The sequence below is a fragment of the Haloferax sulfurifontis genome (genome assembly GCF_014635105.1).
Classification (GTDB): Archaea; Halobacteriota; Halobacteria; order Halobacteriales; family Haloferacaceae; genus Haloferax; species Haloferax denitrificans.
Genome location: NZ_BMCI01000002.1, coordinates 75,620 through 95,298, shown reverse-complemented (window position 1 = coordinate 95,298; position 19,679 = coordinate 75,620). Strand labels below are relative to the sequence as shown.

The following is a 19,679-nucleotide window of genomic DNA, read 5'->3' as shown; positions in this document are numbered from 1 at the left end:
CTTCAGAGCCGCCGTTTCAACTCCGCGGCCGTCTTCTCGCCGACGCCGGGCACGTCCGTCAGGTCCTCGACCGACGCCTCGCGCACCCCCTCGACGCTCCCGAACCGCGTGAGGAGCGCCCGTCGCGTCTTCGGACCTACCCCGGGCACGTCGTCGAGGACGGTCTTCACCTCGTCGCGGAGCGTCTGGTGGTACTGGACGGCGAAGCGGTGGGCCTCGTCGCGGACGCGCTGGAGGACGTGCAGGTGCGGCGCGTCGTCCGGCCAGTCGAACGTCCGGTCGGGCGTGACGACCAGTTCGCGGTCCTTGGCGATGCCGACGGCGGGCACGTCCCAGCCGGTCTCCTCGAGGGCGTCGAGCGCGGCGTTCAACTGCCCTTTGCCGCCGTCGATGAGGAGCAAATCGGGGTCCGGGCGGTCGTCGCGGCCCTCCAGCGCGCGGGTCGCCCGCCAGCGGACGAGTTCGCGCATGTTCGCGTAGTCGTCGTTGCGCTCGGGGAGTCGCCGCCGGCGGTAGTCCGCGGTCTCGGCGCTCCCCTCGACGAAGCAGACGTCGCTTCCGACGACGGCCTTGCCCTGCGCGTGGCTCACGTCGAAGCCCTCGATGCGGGCGACGCGGCGCACGTCGAGGTCGAGTTCGTGGGCGAGCGTGGCGAGGCCGTCGTCGCGGCCGGCGCGCCGGCGGGCGTTCTTCAGCGCGAGTTCGACCAGTTTCGCCTCGCGGCCCGCGCCGGGGACGCGGACGCCCACGCCCTCGGCTTCGAGCCACGCCACCACGTCCTCGTCGTCGGGGCGCTCCGAGAGGACGACCGCGTCGGGGAGGTCGCGCTCGGCGTAGAACTGCGCGAGGAACGCCGAGAGGACGGCCGCCGTGCGGTCTTCGCCCTCGGGCGCGTCGAGGTGGTGACGGGTCCGGTCGACTAACTGGCCGCGTTCGGCGTGGAGTCGGGCGACGGTCGCCGAGTCGCCGCGGAGCGAGACGCCGAGCACGTCGATGGCGCGCTCGTCGGACTGCGACGAGACGGCGTCTTCGCCCGCGCCGTGGAACGACTCGACGGCCTCCAGTCGGTCGCGGAGATTGGCGGCGCGCTCGAACTCCGCGTCCTGCGCGGCGGCTTCCATCTCCCGGCGGAGCGGGTCGGCGAGGACGCCCGTCTCGCCCTCGAAGAAGCGGACCGCCGACTCGACGTCCCCGCGGTAGTCGCGCTCCGCGATTTCGCCGGTACAGGGGGCCGTACACAGGTCCATCTCGTAGTCGAGACACGGCCGCGAGCGGTTCGCGTACTTGTGGTCCGAACAGCCGCGGAGACCGTAGGTCTCTCGAACCGCCTTCACGACCGTCTCGACGCGGCCCTTGTCGGTGTACGGCCCGAAGACGGTCGCCGAGTCCTCGGGGTCGCGCGTGACCTCGATGCGCGGGACCGCGTGGGCCGTCAGCTGGACCAGCGGGTAGGACTTGTCGTCTTTCAGGCGGACGTTGTAGCGCGGCTGGTGGCGCTTGATGAGGTTGGCTTCGAGGAGGAGCGCCTGCGTCTCAGTGTCGGTAACGGCGAAGTCGATGTGCTCCGCGCGGGCGACCATCCGGGAGATGCGTTCCGAGCGGGGGTCCGCGTACGAGCGAACCCGCGCGCGGATGTCGACCGCCTTCCCGACGTAGAGCACCGCGTCGCCGGCGACGAACTGGTACACGCCGGGGTCTGCCGGAAGTGCGCTGGCTCGTTCGCTGACCGCGGCAGGGTCCATCTGGGGTGGCTTACCGCGCGAGAGGCTTGAGGCTGACGCGTCGGGCGCGTCGCCGCCTTGGTGTCTTCTGATTATCTGTTTTGATAAAATGCTCGAAAGATACTCCTGTGATGCTCTGAAACGTGGCCTCTAATGTCACTTGGTATACTCTCTCGCGTCCGCTCGTGGTTCGGCGGGCAGGCTCCGGTACCGGACGGCGGAATCGTCGCCGGCTCCGCCGCCGACGCGCCCGACCTGAACGTCGACGACGACGTGCTCCTCGACGGCGTCGGGCTTCCGGCGTTCGTCCTCGACGAACAGGGCCGCATCGCGGCGTGGAACTCGGGCGTCGAGTCGCTGACCGGCACGTCCGCGGACGCCGCGCTCGGCCGCCGCGACCTCGGTGAGACCTTCTACGGCAACGCCGCGGCCCGCGTGCTCGCGGGGCAGGTCCTCGACAGCCCCCGCGACGCCGCGTCGCTCGACGGCGTGGAACTCGACGACCCGGACCGCCTGCTCTACGCCGCAGAAGAGACGTTCACGGACGCGAGCGGCGACGACTGTCACGCCCGGCACACCGCGATGCCGCTCTACGAGGGCGACGAGCTCGTCGGCGTCCTCCAGACCGTCCGCAACCGGACGGCGGAGGTCGAGCGCCACCGCGAGGTCGCCGCGCTCGTCTCCGAGGTCGAGTCGACGCTGACCCAACTGAGCCGGGGCAACCTCGACGCGCGGGCGACGATAGCGGAGCGCGGCACGGTCGACGACCAACTGTATCTCGTCGTCGACGCGGTCAACGAGACGGCGCGGAACCTCTCGACGCTGGCGTCGAACGTCGAAGACGAGACGGAGACGGCGACCGCGGCGGTCACGCGGGCGGCGTCGGCGGCCGACGCCATCGTCGAGAACGTCGAGGAACAGCGCGACCTCCTCGACGAGGGCGCGACCCAGATGCAACAGTTCAGCGCGACGATGGAGGAAGTCGCCGCGACCGCAGACGAGGTCGACACGGCGGCCTCGGAGGCGCGGGAAGCGACCGCCGCGGGCCGCGAGGCCAACAGCGAGGCGCGAGAGGCGACCGAGAGCGTCGTCACGATGGGCGACGAACTCGTCGAGCGCGTGACCGAACTCGGCGGCCGCATGGACGACATCGAGGCGGTCGTGGAGGTCATCTCCGAGGTGGCCGAACAGACGAACCTGCTCGCGCTCAACGCGAACATCGAGGCCGCCCGCGCCGGCGAGGACGGCGACGGGTTCGCCGTCGTCGCGGAGGAGGTCAAGTCGCTCGCCGACGAGACGCGCCAGCACACCGAGGACATCACCACGCAGATAGAGGACATCCAGTCGCAGACCGACGAGGCGGTCCACGCGGCGACGGAGTCCAACGACCGCATCGAGCACGCGGACGACCGCATCTCCGAGATGTTGGCGGCCTTCGAGGAGATCGCCTCCTCCATCGACACCGCCGCGGACGGCGTCGCGGAGGTCTCCCGCGCGACCGACGAGCAGGCCGAGGCCGTCGAGGAACTGACCGCGACCATCGAGGACGTGCGCGACCGGACCGTCGAGACCGAGGGCGCGGTCGACAGCATCGTCACCGCGACCGACGAGAGCACGCGGGCGCTGTCGTCGCTCGCAACCGAGGTCGAGGAACTGACCGGGAGCCGGTCTGCCTGACGTGGACGGGGGTCCGCTCAGGCGACGCCGGCGAGGAGGTTCCCGACCACGTAGGCGACCGTGGCGGCCGCCATTCCGACGACGAACATCTCGACGCCGTTAGCGAGCCACGAGCGGTTCGTCACGAGGCTCCGACTCGCGCCGACGGCGAAGAACGCCGCGGCGGTGACGGCGATAGAGACGGGAAACAGCGGCTCGACCCGGAACACGTACGGAAAAAGCGGCGCCCACCCGGCGACGATGAAGGCGGCGAACGTCGTGGCGGCGGTCCTGACGGGCGTCTTCCCGTCGGTCCGGGCGTGGCCGTCGCCGCGAGCGTCGTGGTAGTCCTCCTCCGAGCGCTCGGCGAGGTAGTTGCTCATCCCCATCGAGAAGCCGTCGGCGAACAGGTTGGCGAACCCGAGGACGATGACGATGCCCGGGCTCAAAGACGCGCCCGCGACGCCGGCGACGACGGCGAACGTCGTGACGATGCCGTCGTTCGCGCCGTAGATGAGTTCGGGCAAGTATCGGCCCGACGACTCCACGTCGTCGCCGAGCAACGTCTCCAACATGGCGGAACCCTACGCTTGCGGAGTGAATAAACGGCGGGGGCGTCGCGGCACGCTCCGTGGTTCGATGCCGGCACGCGTAAGGGAACCCCGGCCGAACCACGGCCCATGAGCGACGACGACACGACGCGGCTCTGGTTGGTCGAGCGGTCCTACGACGACCGGGACCTCATCATCCTCATCTACGCGACGCCCGACGGCGAGTACGAACTCCGGAAGGAGCTCGCCGCGGCCGTGATGCACCAGCGCCGGATGACCGTGACCGCCGCCATCGACGCGCCGACCGAGAACCTCGAACCCGTGGCCGACGACGACCTGCGCGAGCGGTACGCGACGGAGGCGACGAAGATGGCCGACTCCCACGAGCCCGACGACGAGGTCTGAGCCGACGAGGGGTCCGAGCCGCCCGACGGCGGCGAGGTGAGCGTCCGGCGACCGCCGATTTCGACCCGGAATGTTATCGCCCGTGATTTTCGCACCTAAAACACTTTAAGGCAGTGCGACGCAGGCCCGCCCATGGCCGCCATCGAACTGAACGGGGTGACGAAACGGTTCGAAGACGACGAGGGACTGTTCGATTCCCTCCTCCCGTCGTCCGATACCGACGCCGTCACCGCCGTCGACGACCTCTCGTTTTCCGTCGCTGAGGGGGAGGTCTTCGGGTTCCTCGGTCCCAACGGTGCCGGAAAATCGACGACGATCAACATGCTTCTCGACTTCGCCCGCCCGACGAGCGGGTCCGTCCGCGTGCTCGGACACGACGCGCAGGCCGAGAGCGTGGCCGTCCGGCGTCGGACCGGCGTGCTCCCCGAGGGCTACGAGGTGTACGACCGACTCACCGGGCGCGAACACGTCGAGTTCGCCATCGAGTCCAAGGAAGCCGACGACGACCCCGACGAACTGCTCTCCCGCGTCGGCTTAGACGCCGACGAGGCGGACCGCCGCGCCGGCGGCTACTCCAAGGGGATGTCCCAGCGCCTCGCGCTCGCGATGGCGCTCGCCGGCAGTCCCGACCTCCTCGTCCTCGACGAGCCCTCCTCCGGGCTCGACCCCGCCGGCGCGCGCGAGATGCGCGACATCGTCCGCGCCGAGGCCGACCGCGGCGCGACGGTGTTCTTCTCCAGCCACGTGCTCGGACAGGTCGAAGCCGTCTGCGACCGCGTCGGCATCATGCGCGACGGCGAACTCATCGCCGAGGACACCATCGAGGGCCTCCGCGACCGCGTCGACGCCGAGGCGATTCTCCGCATCGACGTCGACGGCGACGCCGACCTCGACGCGGTCCGCGCGCTCGACGGCGTCTCGTCGGTCGAGACCGACGGCGACCGCCTCGTCGTCGGCTGTACCGACGACGCCAAGACCCGCGTCATCGAGGCCGTCGAGGCCGGCGGCGCGACCGTCACCGACTTCGAGACCGACTCGGCGTCGCTCGAAGACATCTTCCTCGCGTACACCGAGGGCGACGACTCGGCCGACGAACCGGAGGTGGCGGCGTGACGCTCGAATCCGTCGCGCGCAAGGACTTCCGCGACGCCCTCCGGTCGCGGTGGCTCCTCGGCCTGACGCTGTTTTTCGCCCTCCTCATCGGCGGGTCGACGGCGCTGTTCTACGGCGTCCTGCTCTCCGGCGCGGGCGCGAACTCCGAGACGCTGTTCGGCCTCACCACCGCGCCGGGCGGGCTGTTCAACTTCTCGTACGCGGGTATGCTCGGGTTCGTCCTCGCGCTCATCGCGCTCGTGACGGCCCACGGATCGCTCATCGACGAGCGCGAGTCGGGCACCATCAAGCTCCTGCTGTCGCTTCCGAACTCCCGGCGCGACGTGGTGTTCGGAAAGCTCGTCGGCCGCACGCTCGTCGTCATCATCTCGATGCTCGTCGGCTTCGTCGTCGCCCTCTTTGCGATGCTGTTCACCGGCGGGCAGGTCATGTTCGTCTCCTACGCGGGACAGGTGGCCCTCTCGGGACTCCTCGCCACGGCGTTCGTCTCCATCGGCGTCTGGCTCTCGGCGACCTCGGCCTCCCAGCGGCAGGCGCTGTTCGGCACCGTCGGGCTGTACTTCATCTTCGCCGTCCTCTGGTCGACGGTCGCCACGGGCGTCCCGCGGCTCGTCAACTGGGTCGTCGAACAGCTCGGTCTCACCGCGCTGACCGCGCCGCAAATCGTCCAGATGAGACTGTTCATCAAGTATCTGAACCCGCTTCGGGCCTACGAGACGCTGGTCGCGGAACTGTACGGCCCTGCGGTCGCCGCCCGCCTGTTCAAGGCCGGTCTCGCCGAGCGACTCACCGTTCAGTCGGCGTTCTCGGAGTCGCTTCCGTTCTACTTCACCGGGCCGTTCATCCTCGCCATCCTCCTCGCGTGGGTCGTCGTCCCGCCGCTCCTCGGCTACTGGGCGTTCGAGAAGGCTGACCTCTGAGGCCGACGTACTGCCCCCGAGGCGGTCGCGCCAGCGCCCGTCTCGGTGACGCCGACTTCCGACTGTTCTATTCCGGCGGATACGCCACGCCGCGCTCCGCGAGCAGTTCTTCGAACTCGGCTTCCGCGAGCGTCGGCACGTCGTTCGCCTCGGCGTCGTCGCGCTTCGACTGGCCGGGCTTGTCGCCGACGACGAGGTAGTCGGTGTTGCCCGAGACCGAGCCGGTGACGTTGCCGCCGTGCGATTCGACGAGTTCCTTCACGTCACCTCTGCTGGCGGCGAGCGTTCCGGTCACGACGAACGTCAGGCCGTCGAGTTCGTCGCCGCCGGACTCGACGGGTTCGGGGTCGACCCCGCGGTCGAGGAGCGCGCGAATCACGGCGCGGTTGTCCTCGTTCTCGAAGAAGTCGCGGACGCGACGCGCCACCGTCTCGCCCACGTCGGGGACCGTCGTCAGGCGTTCTTCGAACGCGTCGAACTCGCCGTCCTCGGCGTCGGCATCGATGGGGAACGCCTCGATTGCCCCGAACTCGCGGGCGAGGCCGCGGGCGGTCGCCTCGCCCACTTCGGGGATGCTCAGGCCGACGAGAAACGCGTCGAGAGAGGGATGCTTGGCGTTCTCGACGGCGGCCACGAGGTTCTCGGCGCTCGTCTCGCCCCACCCCTCCAACTCGGCGAGGTCGTCGGCCGTCAGGTCGTAGAGGTCGGCGACCGTCTCGACGAGGCCCGCGTCGACGAGTTGGGCGACGCGCTCCTCGCCGAGGCCGTCGATGTCCATCGCGCCCTTGACCGCGAAGTGGCCGATGGAGGCCTCCCGTTGGGCCGGACACGACAGCCCGCCCGAGCAGAACGCCAGCGGGCCGTCGCGGTCGACCGCGCTCCCGCAGACGGGACACTCGTCGGGGAACTCGTAGCTCCCGCCGCCGTCTTCGGTGACCTCGACCACCTGCGGAATCACGTCGCCGGCGCGCTTGACGCGGACGCGGTCGCCGACCGCGACGCCGAGGGCGGCTATCTCGTCGGGGTTGTGGAGCGTCGCCCGCGAGACCGTCACGCCGCCCACGTCGACGGGGTCGAGGATGGCGACCGGCGTGAGTCGGCCCGTTCGTCCGACCTGCACGACGATGTCGCGGACGGTCGTCACCTCGTGGCGCGCGGGGAACTTGTAGGCGAACGCCCAGCGGACCGAGCGGCTCTTTTCGCCCAACTGCTCGCGGGCCTCCCGCGAGTCCACCTTGATGACCGTCCCGTCGATTTCGTAGTCGAGGTCGTCGCGGGCGGCCTGCATCCGGTTTCGGTAGTCGATGGCTCCCTCTACGTCCGCGGCGCGCTCGACCCGGTCGGCGACGCGGAGGCCCCACTCGCGCAGGCGGTCGAGCGCCGCCCACTGGCTGTCGGGGCGCGCGCTCGCGTCGAGGATGTCGTAGAAGAACACCGCGAGCGGGCGGTCGGCGACGACCGAGGGGTCGAGGTTGCGGAGCGTCCCGGCGGCCGCGTTCCGGGGGTTGGCGAAGGCGTCCTCGCCGGCCTCGACGCGCCGGGCGTTGAGGTCGCTGAAGTCGGACTTCGGCATGTACACCTCGCCGCGGACGGCGAGTCGGTCGGGGTGGTCGCCGCGGAGCGACAGCGGCACGGTCGGAATCGTCTTCACCTGCGCGCTCACGTCGTCGCCGCGTCGGCCGTCACCGCGGGTGGCCGCGCGGACGAACTCGCCGTCCTCGTAGACGACTTCGACCGAGAGGCCGTCGAACTTGGGTTCGCAGACGTAGTCGACGTCGCCGACCTCGCGGCGGACGCGCTCGTCGAACTCCCGGAGGTCGGCGGCCTCGGTGCTCTGGTCGATAGAGAGCATGGGCGCGACGTGCTCGACCGTCTCCAGCGCGTCGATGGGTTCGCCGCCGACGCGGTTCGTCGGGCTGTTGGTCGTGTCGAGGTCGAACGCGCCTTCGAGCGCGACCAGCCGGGAGAACAGCGCGTCGTAGGCCGCGTCGGAGACGAGCGGGTCGGCCGCGACGTAGTAGCGGTGGTCGTGCTCGCTGACGGCCTCGCGGAGGAGCGCGGCCTGCTCCTCGGCCGCCTCGCGCGAGAGCGACTCGGCGGGCTCGAACTCGGTCGGCGGGTCGCGGAGATAGGGGTTCGACTCGGCGTCGACATCGGCGTCGCTCATTGGTTCGGGTGTCGGCCGGACGGCGGGTAAACGCTCTGGGGTGGTGGCGGGTCGGCCGGTGCGGCCGGCGGCGACGGCTCGTGCCGACCCGCGTCACGCGAACAGGTAGGCGACCCCGAGCGCGGACATGAAGACGCCGACGAACCGCGTGAGCGTCACGTTCCACTCGGCGGGTTCGACCTCGTCTTTCGGGGTCTTGCTCCCGATGGCATCGACCCGCTCGCCGAGTTTCGACACGCGGTAGGGGAACGCCGCCGCGGGGAGGCCGACGGCGAGGAAGAGGGCGGCGACGAGGAGGAAGTCTCCGGCCATGGAACCGGTCCACGGCCTCGGAGAATAAGGGTGTTGGCGACGGTCGAAGCGCGTTGAGACTGCGGGGAACAGACCGACGCGGCCCCGCCGACGCTTACCGCCGGTTCACGACCATCTCGACCGACCCCTCGGGCCGGAGGGTAATCGAGGGGTCGAACGAGAGGTCGTGGGTCGGATCGACCGTCCACGACTGAGCAATCGTCGCCAACGCGAGGCGCGCTTCCAGCATGGCGAAGCGGTCGCCGATACACCGCCGCGGGCCGCCGCCGAACGGGAAGTAGGCGTACTTCGGGAGGTCGCGTTCGAAGTCCTTCGTCCACCGACTCGGCCGGAAGTCGAGGGGGTCGTCGTAGAACCGCGGGTCACGGTGGAGGACCCACTGCTGGACCGCGACGGTCTGTCCGGGTTCGACGCGGTAGCCGCCGACCGTGTCGGGTTCGGCGGCCTCGCGGATGAGTTCCCACACCGGCGGGTAGACGCGCATCCCCTCCTTGACGACCTGCTCGGTGTAGCTCAGGTCGTCGAGGTCGCCGAAGCCGGGGCGCTCGCCGTCGAGGGCGGCGTCGAGTTCCCCGCGGAGCGTCGCCGCCTGTTCGGAGTTCGTCCCGAGGAGGTGGAGCGTGTAGGTGAGCGCCAGCGCGGTCGTCTCGTGGCCGGCGAGGAGGACGGTCACGAGTTCGTCGCGTATCTCCTCGTCCGACAGGGGCTCGCCGTCGTCGTCGCGGAACGTCAACAGGAGCGAGACGACGTCGTTGGCCTCGGGGTCGGGGTCCCCGTCGCGGTGTTCCGTCACGATGCGGCCGACGACCTCGGTGAGGTCGTCCAGCGCCCGCTGATACCGGCGGTTACGCGGGGTGGGGAGCCACCGCGGCACGTCAACCGGGCGCTTCATCGAGGTGGACGAGTAGTCCATGACGGTTTCGAGAGCGTCGCCGACGGCGGACTCCTCCTCGCGGATGTCCACGTCGAACAGCGTCTTCGCGGCGATTTCGACGGTGAGGCTCATCATGTCCGCGTGGATGTCGCGCGTCTCGCCGTCCTCCCACGACGACAGCATGCGCTCCGTGTACTCGACCATCACCTCGCTGTATCGCCGGAGCATCTGCGGGAGGAACGCCGGTTGCATCAGGTGGCGTTGCTGTCGCCAGAACTCGCCTTCGCTCGTGAGCAGGCCGTCGCCGAGGACCGTCCCGAGCGATTCCTGAAACAGCTCGCCCTTGACGTACCGCTGGTTCTCCTGCACGAGGACGTGCTCGACGAGTTCGGGGTCGCTCAGCTGGTAAAACGAGATGCCCCCGATGTCGTACTCCGCGACCGGGCCGTACTCGCGGGCGACCTCGGTGACGAACGTCAGCGGGTCGTCCGCGTACCGGAGGGTGTGGTGAACCACGGGCTTCGACGGCGGACTCGGCGGCCGTTCTCGACTGCCTTGCGTCGCTTCTGACATGGATAGAGAGACGACCGGCACCGAGATGGTGCTACTGCCGATGCCGACCGGTCCTTTATATAGTGGCCCACCAAGTCGGCGACGAGACGGCGGTGGTCACCCGAGGCGGTTCATCACGCGCGATTCGACCTTCCGAAGGTGTTCGGAGGCGGTGCTCTGCGAGCAGTCGAGTTCCGCGGCGAGTTCCTCGACCGACACCCGACGCGGGATGTCGTAGTAGCCGCGCTCGACGGCTGTGTCGAGCACTTCGCGCTGGCGGGCGGTGAGACGGACGCCGCCGCGGACCGGCTCGTAGTCCGAGAGGCCGCCCACGCAGAACGCGTCTGTGAGCGAATCGGGGAGCGATGTGACCGCGCCCGTGAGTTGCGCGTGGCTCCCGAGGACGTTGACGACGACGCCCTCGCGGGTGAGCCGAATCGGCATGTCCAAAAGCAGGTCGTGTTCGTCGACGAGTTCGAGCAACCGTCGCACGGCGTCGTCGGGGACGAGGTGGACGTGACAGACGACGCCGCCGTCGGCCGTCTCGTCGGCGTCGAAGTCGACGATATCGGGGTGGTCGGCCAGCCGGGCCTCGATGTCCGGCGGCGCGTCTTCGAGGACGCAGAGTTCGACCACGGTTCCGTCGGGCCGGAGCCGGAGGTCACGAAGCTCTCCGCACGGGTGGCGGCCGTCGACCGCGAACACGTCGTACGGGCTCCCGAACGGGTTTTCCTCGGCGTCGAAGTGGGCCCGGAGACACTTCATGCGTTAGTTCCCCTCTCGCGCCGCCGAGGTATGCAAGTTACTCTCCGACGCGGTCCCCGTTTGTCCCTCTCCGTCGGTCGTCGGTCGTTGGCTGTCGGTCCCTGCCGCTCCGCACCGCTCCCCGCCGCCAACCACGGGCAACGCTTGCCGTAACTGACGGTTATTCGTTCGTCGAAGATTATGCACCTGATACATGAATCGAGGCTTCCGCACGCTCGGCCTCCACGCCGGACAGGACCCGGACCCGGCGACAGGGGCCCCGCCGCTCTATCAGACCACGTCGTACGTCTTCGACGACGCGGACCACGCCGCGGACCTGTACGCCCTCGAAGCCGACGGCGACGTCTACTCCCGCATCTCCAACCCGACGACTCGCATCCTCGAACGCCGCCTCGCCGCCCTCGAAGCGGGCGTCGACGCGGTCGCCACCGCCTCGGGCATGGGCGCGCTCGACGCGCTCACGACCGTCCTCGCGTCCGTCGGCGACAACGTCGTGCTCTCGGAGGACATGTACGGCGGCACAGCCTCGTACTTCTCGAAGACTGCCGTCAGGCGCGGCATCGAATCCCGGACCGTCGACACCCTCGACGTCGACGCCTACGAGGCGGCCATCGACGAGGACACCGCCTTCGTCCACGTCGAGACGGTGGCGAACCCCTCGCTGAAGACGCCCGACTTCGAGGCCATCGCGGAGGTCGCTCACGAGCACCGCGTCCCGCTCGTCGTCGACAACACGTTCGCCACGCCCGCGCTCTGTCGGCCCATCGAACACGGCGCGGACATCGTCTGGGAGTCGACGACGAAGTGGCTCCACGGCTCCGGCACGACCGTCGGCGGCGTCGTCGTCGACGGCGGCACCTTCCCGTGGGACGCGGCCGACTACGACGAACTCTCCGGCGAGAACCCCGCGTTCGGCGTCGACTTCGTCGAGCGGTTCGGCGAGCGCGCCTTCGCGGAGGCCGTCCGCCAGCGCGCCGTCAGGAGCACCGGTAGTTGCCAGTCGCCGTTCGACGCGTGGCAGACGCTTCAGGGCGTCGAGACGCTCGCGCTCCGGATGCGCGCCCACTGCGACAACGCCCGCCGAGTCGCCGAGTTCCTCCGCGACCGCGACGGCGTCGCGTGGGTCACCTACCCCGGCTTCGAGGACCACGAGACCCACGACCTCGCCTCGGAGTACCTGCAGGGCGGCTACGCCGGCATGGTCACCTTCGGCCTCGACGGCGAGGACGACGAGGCGGCCTACGGGGCCGCAAAAACCGTCTGCGAGTCGGTCGACCTCGTGAGCTTCCTCGCCAACATCGGCGACGCGAAGTCGCTTCTCATCCACCCCGCGTCGACCACGCACGCCCAGCTCTCGATGGACGAACAGCGCGCCGCGGGCGTCGCACCCGACATGCTCCGGCTGTCTGTCGGCATCGAGGACGCCGACGACATCATCGCCGACCTCGACCAGGCAATCGAACGCGCCTTGGGTCAGCAGGCCAACGGGGACTCGGAGGAGAAATGAGCCGAACGCGAACCACGCCCGGTCGCCGGGTTGAATCCGACGTCGTCGACATCGGCGAACACGAGTTCGAGTCGGGCGAGATACTGCCGGACCTGAAAGTCGCCTACGAGGCCTACGGCGAGTTCGACGGGCAGAACGCGGTCCTCGTCTGTCACGGCCTCACCGGGAGCCAGCACGTCGCCGGCCACGGCACCGACTCGGGCGTCTCCGGACAGGCCCGCGCGTGGTGGGGCGACATCGTCGGGCCGGGCAAGGCGCTCGACACGAACGACTACTACGTCATCTGCGTGAACGTCCCGGGGTCGTGTTACGGCACGAGCGGCCCGGCGAGCGAGGGCCCGGACGGCGAGCCGTGGGGAACCGACTTCCCGCCGGTCACGGTCCACGACTGGACCCGCGCCCAGCGCCGCCTGCTCGACCACCTCGGCGTCGGTCGCTTACACGCCGTCGTCGGCGGCTCCGTCGGCGGCATGAACGCCCTCGACTGGGCCGTGCAGTTCCCCGACGACGTGGAGCGCCTCGCGGTCGTCGCCTCGGCGGCCCGCCTCGACTCGCAGTGTCTCGGCATCGACGCCGTCGCCCGCCGCGCCATCACCTCGGACCCGAACTGGAACGGCGGCGACTACTACGGCGAAGAGCGCCCCTCGCCCGACGCGGGCCTCGGCCTCGCCCGCCAACTCGGCCACCTGATGTATCTCTCGAAGGACTCGATGGAGCGCAAGTTCGGCCGGCGCTCCGCGGGCCGCGGCGACCGCGGCGACGCCTTCCCCTCGGACCCCGCGGCCTCGTTTTTCCCGTACCGCGAGGTCGAGTCCTACCTCGACTATCAGGCCGAGAAGTTCGCCGAGCGCTTCGACGCCAACGCGTACCTGTACCTCACGCGCGCCATGGACGACTTCGACCTCTCGGAGGGCTACGAGTCCGACGCGGCCGCGCTCGCCGCCTTCGAGGGCGAGGCGCTTCTCATCTCTTTCACCGGCGACTGGCACTTCACGACCGAGCAGTCGGAGTCGCTCGCGGGCGCGTTCCGCCGCGTCGACGCGCCGGTCGCCCACCACGTCGTCGAGTCCGACCACGGCCACGACGCCTTCCTCGTCGAACCCGAGAAAGTCGGGCCGCCGCTCGGCGACTTCGTCGACGAGGGCGTCGCGGGCCGCGCGGTGACCGACACCGCACCCGACGGCGGCGAACCCGACGACGAGAAGGACTTCGCGCCGGTCCACTCCTCGCTGTTTTCGCGCTGAGGCGCGGGTGTCGTCCCGGCTTCTGCCCGGCGCTCTTCGGCTTGCGCGTCGGTCCCGCGTCGCAGAAGCCGGCGGGAATTGCGACCGACACCCCGCTTTACCCCCGTTCGATTCGACGGTCGAGGTATGAGCGACGACGACAGCCCGGGCTTCCACACGCGGAGCCTCCACGCCGGACAGAGCCCCGACGACGCGACGGGCGCGCGCGCCCCGCCGCTGTACCAGACCACCTCGTACGTCTTCGAGGACGCCGCCGACGCGGCCGCGCAGTTCGCCCTCGAAAAGCCGGGCCACATCTACTCGCGGCTGATGAACCCGACCGTCGGGATGTTGCAGGAGCGCCTCGCCTCGCTCGAAGGCGGCGTGGGCGCGGTCGCCACGTCGTCCGGGATGGCCGCGTTCGACCTCGCCACCTTCCTGCTCGCCTCGGCCGGCGACAACATCGTCTCCGCGTCGTCGCTGTACGGCGGGACCTACACCTACCTCACCCACACCGTCGAGCGCCGCGGCGTCACGACCCGGTTCGTCGACACCCTCGACGTGGACGCCTACGAGGAGGCCATCGACGACGACACCGCGTTCGTCCACCTCGAAACCATCGGCAATCCGGCGCTCGTGACGCCCGACATCGAGGCCATCGCCGAGGTCGCCCACGACCACGGAACCCCGCTTTTCGTGGACAACACGTTCGCGACGCCCTACCTCTGCAACCCCATCGAACACGGCGCGGACCTCGTCTGGCAGTCCACGACGAAGTGGATTCACGGGGCCGGCACGACCATCGGCGGCATCCTCGTCGACGGCGGCACCTTCCCGTGGGACGAGTACGCCGACGACTACCCCGAAATCGCCAAGCCGAACCCGGCGTACCACGGCGTCAACTTCGACGAGACGTTCGGTCCCGCCGGCTTCACCTACGCCGCCATCGCCCGCGGCCTGCGCGACCTCGGCAACGCCCAGTCGCCGTTCGACGCGTGGCAGACGCTCGAAAAGCTCGAATCGCTCCCGCTTCGGATGCGCGCGCACTGCGAGAACGCCCAGGCCGTCGCGGAGTTCTTAGACGACCACGAGAAGGTGTCGTGGGTGAACTACCCGGGCCTCGAATCCCACGAGACCCACGAGGAGGCCTCGAAGTACCTCGACGGGGGCTACGGCGGCATGATTACCTTCGGCCTCACCGACGGCTACGAGGCCGCCAAGGGCACCGTCAACAACGTCGAACTCGCGTCGCTCCTCGCCAACGTCGGCGACGCGAAGACGCTCGTCATCCACCCGTCGTCGACGACCCACCAGCAACTCACCGAAGACGAGCAGGCCGCCGCGGGCGTCACGCCCGACATGGTCCGCCTGTCGGTCGGTATCGAGGACGTCGACGACATCATCGACGACCTCGACCAGGCGATTCGCGCCGCGTCGAACTGAGCGCGCCCGACGCGGGCGAGTCGTTCCCGGTCGCCGCATCGGCGTCGTCGTCGGCATCGACATTGGCATCGGCGGCGGCGTCGGCGGTGGCGGCGAACTGACCGGCGACCGACCGCCGTTCCTTTTATTCCCGCGCCAGTAGGTGACTGCGTGGTAGAAGCACTCCTCTTCGTCGGTCTCCTGGTGGCAGTGTTCGTCGGGTTCAACATCGGCGGCTCGTCCACGGGGGTCGCCTTCGGCCCCGCGGTCGGGAGCGACGTGCTCGGGAAACTCGCCGCCGCGGCCCTGATGACCGGGTTCGCGCTCCTCGGCGGGTGGACCCTCGGGAGGGAGGTCGTCGCCAAGATGGGCGGCGAAATCGTCCCGCAAAACGAGTTCACGCTCGCGGCGAGCGTCGCCGTCCTCTTTTTCGTCGGCCTCGCGCTGTTGGTCTCCAACACCTTCGGCGTCCCCGCCTCCACGTCGATGACGGCGGTCGGGGCCATCGCGGGTCTCGGCCTCGCCCACGGGTCGCTCGACGCCGGCGTGATGCTCGAAATCATCTCGTGGTGGATCGTCGCGCCCGTCATCGCCTTCTGGGTCTGCGCGGTCATCGGGCGGTACGTCTACCCCTATCTCGACGCGTGGCTCAAACTCGACCGGAGTCCCGGCGCGCTGGTCGCGCTCGACCGAAACGGCGGCGTTCCGCGGCCGCGACTCGGGCCGAACACGACCTACCGCGAGTTCGGGAGCACCGTCCTCGTCGTCGTCGTGGCCTGTTACATGGCGTTTTCGGCGGGCGCGTCGAACGTCGCCAACGCGGTCGCCCCGCTCGTCGGCAACGGGGCGCTCGAAATGAACACGGGCATCCTCATCGCCGGCGGCGCAATCGGCCTCGGCGCGTTCACCATCGCCCGCCGGACGCTCGACACCGTCGGCAACGACCTCACGCAACTGCCCATCCTCGCGGCGCTCATCGTCGAGACGGTGAGCGCGTCGCTCATCTCCTTCCTGTCGGCCATCGGCATCCCCGCCAGCCTCGCCGTGAGCGCGACGATGTGCATCGTCGGCCTCGGCTGGGGCCGGGCGACCCGCACCGTCACCATCGGCGAGGCCCTGAGCGGCGGCGAGGCCCCGAAAGTGTCTGTCAACGCGCTCGCCGCCGAGCGAGAGGACGAGGTCCCGAAGATGGGCGAGGAAGCGCCGGACGAACTCTCCGCACAGGACCTGTTCGACCCCGGCACGACCGGTCGCGTCATCTTCTTTTGGATGCTCACGCCCTCGCTTTCGGCCATCGCGTCGTACGCGTTGTTCTCGGCTGACATTATCTGACGCGCTCGCCCGCCGCGTCGGCCGATTCGAAACTATCACGGTCAACAATGAAACAAACGGGCGGCCATCGCCGCGGTGCGAATCGAATTCGGCGCACGGAACAGCAAAGTCTAATGGGGTGGCCTTCGAATCCTCTGTCGATGCCCACGGTAACCTACCTCAACTACGAAGTTCTCGACGACAACGGCTGGGACCTCGACGACGACGACCTCTTCGAAGAGGCGGCCGACGCCGGTCTCGACGCTGAAGACTACGGTGAGATGGAAGTCAACCAGGGCGAGTACATCCTGGAAGCCGCCGAGGCTCAGGGCTACGACTGGCCCTTCAGCTGTCGCGCAGGTGCCTGTGCGAACTGCGCGGCCATTCTGAAAGAGGGCGAAATCGACATGGACATGCAGCAGATCCTCTCCGACGAGGAGGTCAACGACAAGAACGTCCGTCTCACCTGCATCGGTTCGCCCATCGAGGACGAGGTCAAGATCGTCTACAACGCGAAGCACCTCGACTACCTCCAGAACCGCGTCATCTAACCCAGAACGTTAAACAATCGTTTAACAGGCGCGGTACGCTCCCACCCGCGTTTCGACACTATTTGGGGGAGAACGGCGCTCTGAAGCTGAAATCCGAGTTCCTGTAGAACAACTGACCTCCAGATACATCCAGCGCACTGGCGACGCGCCGGGCCCAACGGGGAACCCCGGATTGCCCCTCGCCGGGCGCGGCCACCCACCCCTCATTCAGAACGCTCGCCTGACAAGTCGTTCGAGGTCGGAGGGACACACCTCATTCAGACCGCCCCCCTCATTCAGAACGCTCGCCTGATAGGTCGCTAACGGGGGAGGCTCATAGAGAGGGGTCGTGAGTGCTCGGTCACACGTATAATCCACCATACTACCTACCCAGCGATTATTGGCGTTCTATTGGTGATTATGTAAGCACCTTTGGGGTTCGGAATCATATCAACTCACATATGAATCGTCGAGACATCCGGGGGCAAGTAGACCCCAAGAGCGCGGAAATCCTGCTCGCTATCCAAGAACTCGGAGAAGCATCCACGAACGAGATTCGCCAACGGACTGGCCTCAACCCGTCAGAGGTGCAGTATCGCCGGAACAAGCTCAACGACCTCGGGCTCGTGGACCTCGTGAAGCGAGACACCCACCTTGGGGAGCAGTACGAGTGGTCTCTCACCGGGGGTGCGCGTCGGGAACTCGAACGCGGGCTCGGCGCGGCGGCAAAGTTCATCATCCACGAGGAACCGGACTCCCACGAGGTGAGCGCACAGGAGTTCAGAGAGATGCAGGAGGAACTCCGGCGGCTTCGGGAGTCCCAGAAGGCCGCCGCCTACGACGCCCGGGGGAAGGATGTGGTGGAGCGAGACGAATTCGAGGACTTCCGCTCGTACGTGTACGAGTGGCACGAGGCGGCGGAGACGTACCTGCGAGGGATTCGCTCCGTCATCGAACGGTACGTCCCCGGTGTGGACAGTCTGGCCGACCACTTCGAGGACGTGGACGCCGAGTAGCGAGAGACCCCCTTTGAGGTCGCTACGCGTTGTTTTCAGTATGTTCCCGAACACAGACCGCTGGGACGTTGCATGGCAAACACTTCTGACCCGAGGCTATCTCATCCCGGGCGAAGCTCCCGACGACGACACCATCGACGAACTGGTCGAGCAGGGTTGGCTCCGGCGGGATGGTCACGATTATCTGTGGCCAGCAGGAGCGATGCGGGACTACATCGAGTTTGCAGAGGGCGAGAAGGAGGAGTAGCTGATTTTTACTGGCACAAAACCCAATTACGAAATCCGAGAAGTGCGTTAGAGGGCTTCGATTTCACGGTCCAGCCACTGGAAGAACGCCGCGTTCGCCTTCGTCTGGAACGGTGCAGACGCAGACCCCGCATCAGTCATATAACGAACGGACTCCAGCGCATCCCGGGCATCCTCTTCCGATGGATATGCACCATCCACGTCATAGACTTCCTCGTCAATTAGGAGAAGCTCGTGTGCGGGGAGGTTCTCCTTCGGATGACCGTCCGGCATCTTGTCACGGGCCATCTCCGCAAGCTGAGTGAGGCCGTCAGCCACGAAGTCCACTTCGACGCCGCCGGACTCGCTGAAGTCAATCCGGTCGGCGTACTTGCGCGCAGTCTCAGGCGTGGAGACATGCATCCCGTCCATAGCGGCATCGACAACATCAGACCGAGTGACCGCTCCCTCTGCGTTGTTGACAGCCGCTTGGAGTGCAGGGACTCGCCACGTGTGCGTGTTCGGGATTTCCGTGCCGCGCTGGTGGATGAGGTCGAATGTGACGTTGGGGGACTCCCACCAGTTGTCGAACTCAAAGTCGGGGAGCATCGGGTCGATGTCCCAGTGCGACGGGTCCTCGGCCATCACGGCCTCCACGAACGGGTGCGGGTCGGCAACGTGGTCGCCCCGGGCGTGGGTGATGAGTTGCCGCTTGATGTCGCACCGTTCGATGCGAGACGACCACGGGGCGATTTGGACTCCCGCCAGAGCGTGAGCTATCTCCGAGCCGAGTCCGCGTCCCTCCATCTGAGCGGTCAAACTCACGGGCAGATGCAAGTTGACTCGCTCGGCAGTCTCGTGAGGGTCGCCATCAGCGACGCGCCGGACGAGTTCGTCGATGCCCTCAGACCGCGCGGCGAATTTCTTTTTTTGGAGGAACGCCAGCGAATCCGTGCCGACCACATCGACGAACTGGTCATCGACCTCGGACTCAATCGCAGTGAAAGCGTCCTCGTACTTGTCGTTCTCAAGGAGGAGAGCCTCATACGCAACGAGACCCTTGGTCATCGCCGTGCCGTTCGCCGCTCGCTTCAGAGCCTCATACGCCCAGACGGGCATAGAGACCTGCTTACGCTCCGATTCCTCGTTCAGATAGATGGTTGAGTCTATCATAGTACATACATATCAGGAAAGATACCATATAGGTGTTCTCCCGTTTGGAAAGTGAGTTAGGACAATCTTGGAGCGATAACTCACACGCCTAAAACGCCCAGATTCGAGGGTTTTGGTGGTTGTAACTCAATTCATGGAGGGGTTGGAGCAGGTCAACCCGATTTTCTTTTTCTCGGGGTGAGCCGCCGAATCCGAGGGAGGGTCGCACAGGACTGGCAGAGTCAGCCGGTCGATAC

At 68.0% G+C, this 19,679-nt stretch carries 18 protein-coding genes; 11 read left to right on the top strand and 7 right to left on the bottom strand.

The genetic code is table 11. The features are described from left to right. Positions 1-2: 2 nt before the first annotated feature. A complete protein-coding gene (locus IEV64_RS04920; RefSeq protein WP_188423334.1) occupies positions 3-1,742 on the bottom strand; it encodes an excinuclease ABC subunit C in 1,740 nt (579 codons plus the stop codon). Between the two features lie 132 nt (positions 1,743-1,874). Here IEV64_RS04920 and IEV64_RS04915 point away from each other — a divergent pair, with 132 nt between their 5' ends. Then, positions 1,875-3,398 (top strand): methyl-accepting chemotaxis protein, encoded by a 1,524-nt coding sequence (locus tag IEV64_RS04915; RefSeq protein ID WP_188423333.1) that lies wholly within the window; start codon positions 1,875-1,877, stop codon positions 3,396-3,398. A 17-nt stretch (positions 3,399-3,415) separates the two neighbouring features. Here the strand turns inward: IEV64_RS04915 and IEV64_RS04910 are convergent, their stop codons facing one another. After that, the gene (locus tag IEV64_RS04910; RefSeq protein ID WP_007274664.1) at positions 3,416-3,952 is read right to left on the bottom strand and encodes a VIT1/CCC1 transporter family protein; all 537 of its coding nucleotides are present in this window, start codon (positions 3,950-3,952) and stop codon (positions 3,416-3,418) included. A gap of 105 nt (positions 3,953-4,057) precedes the next feature. Between IEV64_RS04910 and IEV64_RS04905 the strand changes: the two genes are divergently transcribed. The 3 genes from IEV64_RS04905 to IEV64_RS04895 all read left to right on the top strand — a co-directional run bounded on the left by IEV64_RS04905 (position 4,058) and on the right by IEV64_RS04895 (position 6,366). Further along, complete coding sequence (locus IEV64_RS04905) at positions 4,058-4,333, top strand: DUF7967 family protein (RefSeq protein WP_007274665.1); 276 nt, start codon at positions 4,058-4,060, stop codon at positions 4,331-4,333. Positions 4,334-4,465: 132 nt separating this feature from the next. Next, positions 4,466-5,446, top strand: coding sequence for an ABC transporter ATP-binding protein (locus IEV64_RS04900; protein WP_188423332.1), 981 nt, complete (start codon positions 4,466-4,468; stop codon positions 5,444-5,446). Then, complete coding sequence (locus IEV64_RS04895; protein ID WP_007274667.1) at positions 5,443-6,366, top strand: ABC transporter permease; 924 nt, start codon at positions 5,443-5,445, stop codon at positions 6,364-6,366. The genes IEV64_RS04900 and IEV64_RS04895 overlap by 4 nt, the downstream gene beginning before the upstream one ends. A gap of 67 nt (positions 6,367-6,433) precedes the next feature. On the opposite strand, the gene ligA is transcribed toward IEV64_RS04895, so the two are convergent. The 4 genes from ligA to IEV64_RS04875 all read right to left on the bottom strand — a co-directional run bounded on the left by ligA (position 6,434) and on the right by IEV64_RS04875 (position 11,036). Then, positions 6,434-8,533, bottom strand: coding sequence for an NAD-dependent DNA ligase LigA (ligA, locus tag IEV64_RS04890; RefSeq protein ID WP_188423331.1), 2,100 nt, complete (start codon positions 8,531-8,533; stop codon positions 6,434-6,436). Between the two features lie 93 nt (positions 8,534-8,626). After that, positions 8,627-8,845 (bottom strand): DUF6199 family natural product biosynthesis protein, encoded by a 219-nt coding sequence (locus tag IEV64_RS04885; RefSeq protein ID WP_007274669.1) that lies wholly within the window; start codon positions 8,843-8,845, stop codon positions 8,627-8,629. A 94-nt stretch (positions 8,846-8,939) separates the two neighbouring features. Continuing rightward, positions 8,940-10,292, bottom strand: a complete 1,353-nt coding sequence (locus IEV64_RS04880) for a cytochrome P450 (RefSeq protein ID WP_188423330.1) — start codon at positions 10,290-10,292, stop codon at positions 8,940-8,942. A 96-nt stretch (positions 10,293-10,388) separates the two neighbouring features. Further along, positions 10,389-11,036 (bottom strand): helix-turn-helix domain-containing protein, encoded by a 648-nt coding sequence (locus IEV64_RS04875; RefSeq protein WP_188423329.1) that lies wholly within the window; start codon positions 11,034-11,036, stop codon positions 10,389-10,391. Positions 11,037-11,229: 193 nt separating this feature from the next. Here IEV64_RS04875 and IEV64_RS04870 point away from each other — a divergent pair, with 193 nt between their 5' ends. From IEV64_RS04870 to IEV64_RS04840, 7 genes are all read left to right on the top strand, one after another. Then, positions 11,230-12,543: an O-acetylhomoserine aminocarboxypropyltransferase/cysteine synthase family protein gene (locus IEV64_RS04870; RefSeq protein ID WP_188423328.1), complete on the top strand. Its 1,314-nt coding sequence runs from the start codon at positions 11,230-11,232 to the stop codon at positions 12,541-12,543. Further along, on the top strand, positions 12,540-13,787 hold the full coding sequence (gene metX / locus IEV64_RS04865; protein ID WP_188423327.1) for a homoserine O-acetyltransferase MetX: 1,248 nt from the start codon (positions 12,540-12,542) through the stop codon (positions 13,785-13,787). The genes IEV64_RS04870 and metX overlap by 4 nt, the downstream gene beginning before the upstream one ends. A gap of 126 nt (positions 13,788-13,913) precedes the next feature. After that, complete coding sequence (locus IEV64_RS04860; RefSeq protein ID WP_089777103.1) at positions 13,914-15,209, top strand: O-acetylhomoserine aminocarboxypropyltransferase/cysteine synthase family protein; 1,296 nt, start codon at positions 13,914-13,916, stop codon at positions 15,207-15,209. A gap of 189 nt (positions 15,210-15,398) precedes the next feature. Further along, positions 15,399-16,520, top strand: coding sequence for an inorganic phosphate transporter (locus IEV64_RS04855; protein WP_188423619.1), 1,122 nt, complete (start codon positions 15,399-15,401; stop codon positions 16,518-16,520). A gap of 140 nt (positions 16,521-16,660) precedes the next feature. Continuing rightward, complete coding sequence (fer, locus tag IEV64_RS04850) at positions 16,661-17,050, top strand: ferredoxin Fer (RefSeq protein WP_004968720.1); 390 nt, start codon at positions 16,661-16,663, stop codon at positions 17,048-17,050. A 440-nt stretch (positions 17,051-17,490) separates the two neighbouring features. After that, positions 17,491-18,045, top strand: coding sequence for a helix-turn-helix domain-containing protein (locus IEV64_RS04845; protein ID WP_188423326.1), 555 nt, complete (start codon positions 17,491-17,493; stop codon positions 18,043-18,045). Positions 18,046-18,085: 40 nt separating this feature from the next. Continuing rightward, the gene (locus IEV64_RS04840) at positions 18,086-18,292 is read left to right on the top strand and encodes a hypothetical protein (RefSeq protein WP_188423325.1); all 207 of its coding nucleotides are present in this window, start codon (positions 18,086-18,088) and stop codon (positions 18,290-18,292) included. Positions 18,293-18,339: 47 nt separating this feature from the next. Here the strand turns inward: IEV64_RS04840 and IEV64_RS04835 are convergent, their stop codons facing one another. Continuing rightward, the gene (locus tag IEV64_RS04835) at positions 18,340-19,443 is read right to left on the bottom strand and encodes a hypothetical protein (protein ID WP_188423324.1); all 1,104 of its coding nucleotides are present in this window, start codon (positions 19,441-19,443) and stop codon (positions 18,340-18,342) included. Positions 19,444-19,679 lie beyond the last annotated feature (236 nt).

Bases quoted from the DNA above. Each gene is read 5' to 3' on its own strand.
- IEV64_RS04920 (WP_188423334.1), bottom strand. From the start codon at position 1,742: ATGGACCCTGCCGCGGTCAGCGAACGAGCCAGCGCACTTCCGGCAGAC.
- IEV64_RS04915 (WP_188423333.1), top strand. From the start codon at position 1,875: ATGTCACTTGGTATACTCTCTCGCGTCCGCTCGTGGTTCGGCGGGCAG.
- IEV64_RS04910 (WP_007274664.1), bottom strand. From the start codon at position 3,952: ATGTTGGAGACGTTGCTCGGCGACGACGTGGAGTCGTCGGGCCGATAC.
- IEV64_RS04905 (WP_007274665.1), top strand. From the start codon at position 4,058: ATGAGCGACGACGACACGACGCGGCTCTGGTTGGTCGAGCGGTCCTAC.
- IEV64_RS04900 (WP_188423332.1), top strand. From the start codon at position 4,466: ATGGCCGCCATCGAACTGAACGGGGTGACGAAACGGTTCGAAGACGAC.
- ligA (WP_188423331.1), bottom strand. From the start codon at position 8,533: ATGAGCGACGCCGATGTCGACGCCGAGTCGAACCCCTATCTCCGCGAC.
- IEV64_RS04885 (WP_007274669.1), bottom strand. From the start codon at position 8,845: ATGGCCGGAGACTTCCTCCTCGTCGCCGCCCTCTTCCTCGCCGTCGGC.
- IEV64_RS04880 (WP_188423330.1), bottom strand. From the start codon at position 10,292: ATGTCAGAAGCGACGCAAGGCAGTCGAGAACGGCCGCCGAGTCCGCCG.
- IEV64_RS04875 (WP_188423329.1), bottom strand. From the start codon at position 11,036: ATGAAGTGTCTCCGGGCCCACTTCGACGCCGAGGAAAACCCGTTCGGG.
- IEV64_RS04870 (WP_188423328.1), top strand. From the start codon at position 11,230: ATGAATCGAGGCTTCCGCACGCTCGGCCTCCACGCCGGACAGGACCCG.
- metX (WP_188423327.1), top strand. From the start codon at position 12,540: ATGAGCCGAACGCGAACCACGCCCGGTCGCCGGGTTGAATCCGACGTC.
- IEV64_RS04860 (WP_089777103.1), top strand. From the start codon at position 13,914: ATGAGCGACGACGACAGCCCGGGCTTCCACACGCGGAGCCTCCACGCC.
- fer (WP_004968720.1), top strand. From the start codon at position 16,661: ATGCCCACGGTAACCTACCTCAACTACGAAGTTCTCGACGACAACGGC.
- IEV64_RS04845 (WP_188423326.1), top strand. From the start codon at position 17,491: ATGAATCGTCGAGACATCCGGGGGCAAGTAGACCCCAAGAGCGCGGAA.
- IEV64_RS04840 (WP_188423325.1), top strand. From the start codon at position 18,086: ATGTTCCCGAACACAGACCGCTGGGACGTTGCATGGCAAACACTTCTG.
- IEV64_RS04835 (WP_188423324.1), bottom strand. From the start codon at position 19,443: ATGATAGACTCAACCATCTATCTGAACGAGGAATCGGAGCGTAAGCAG.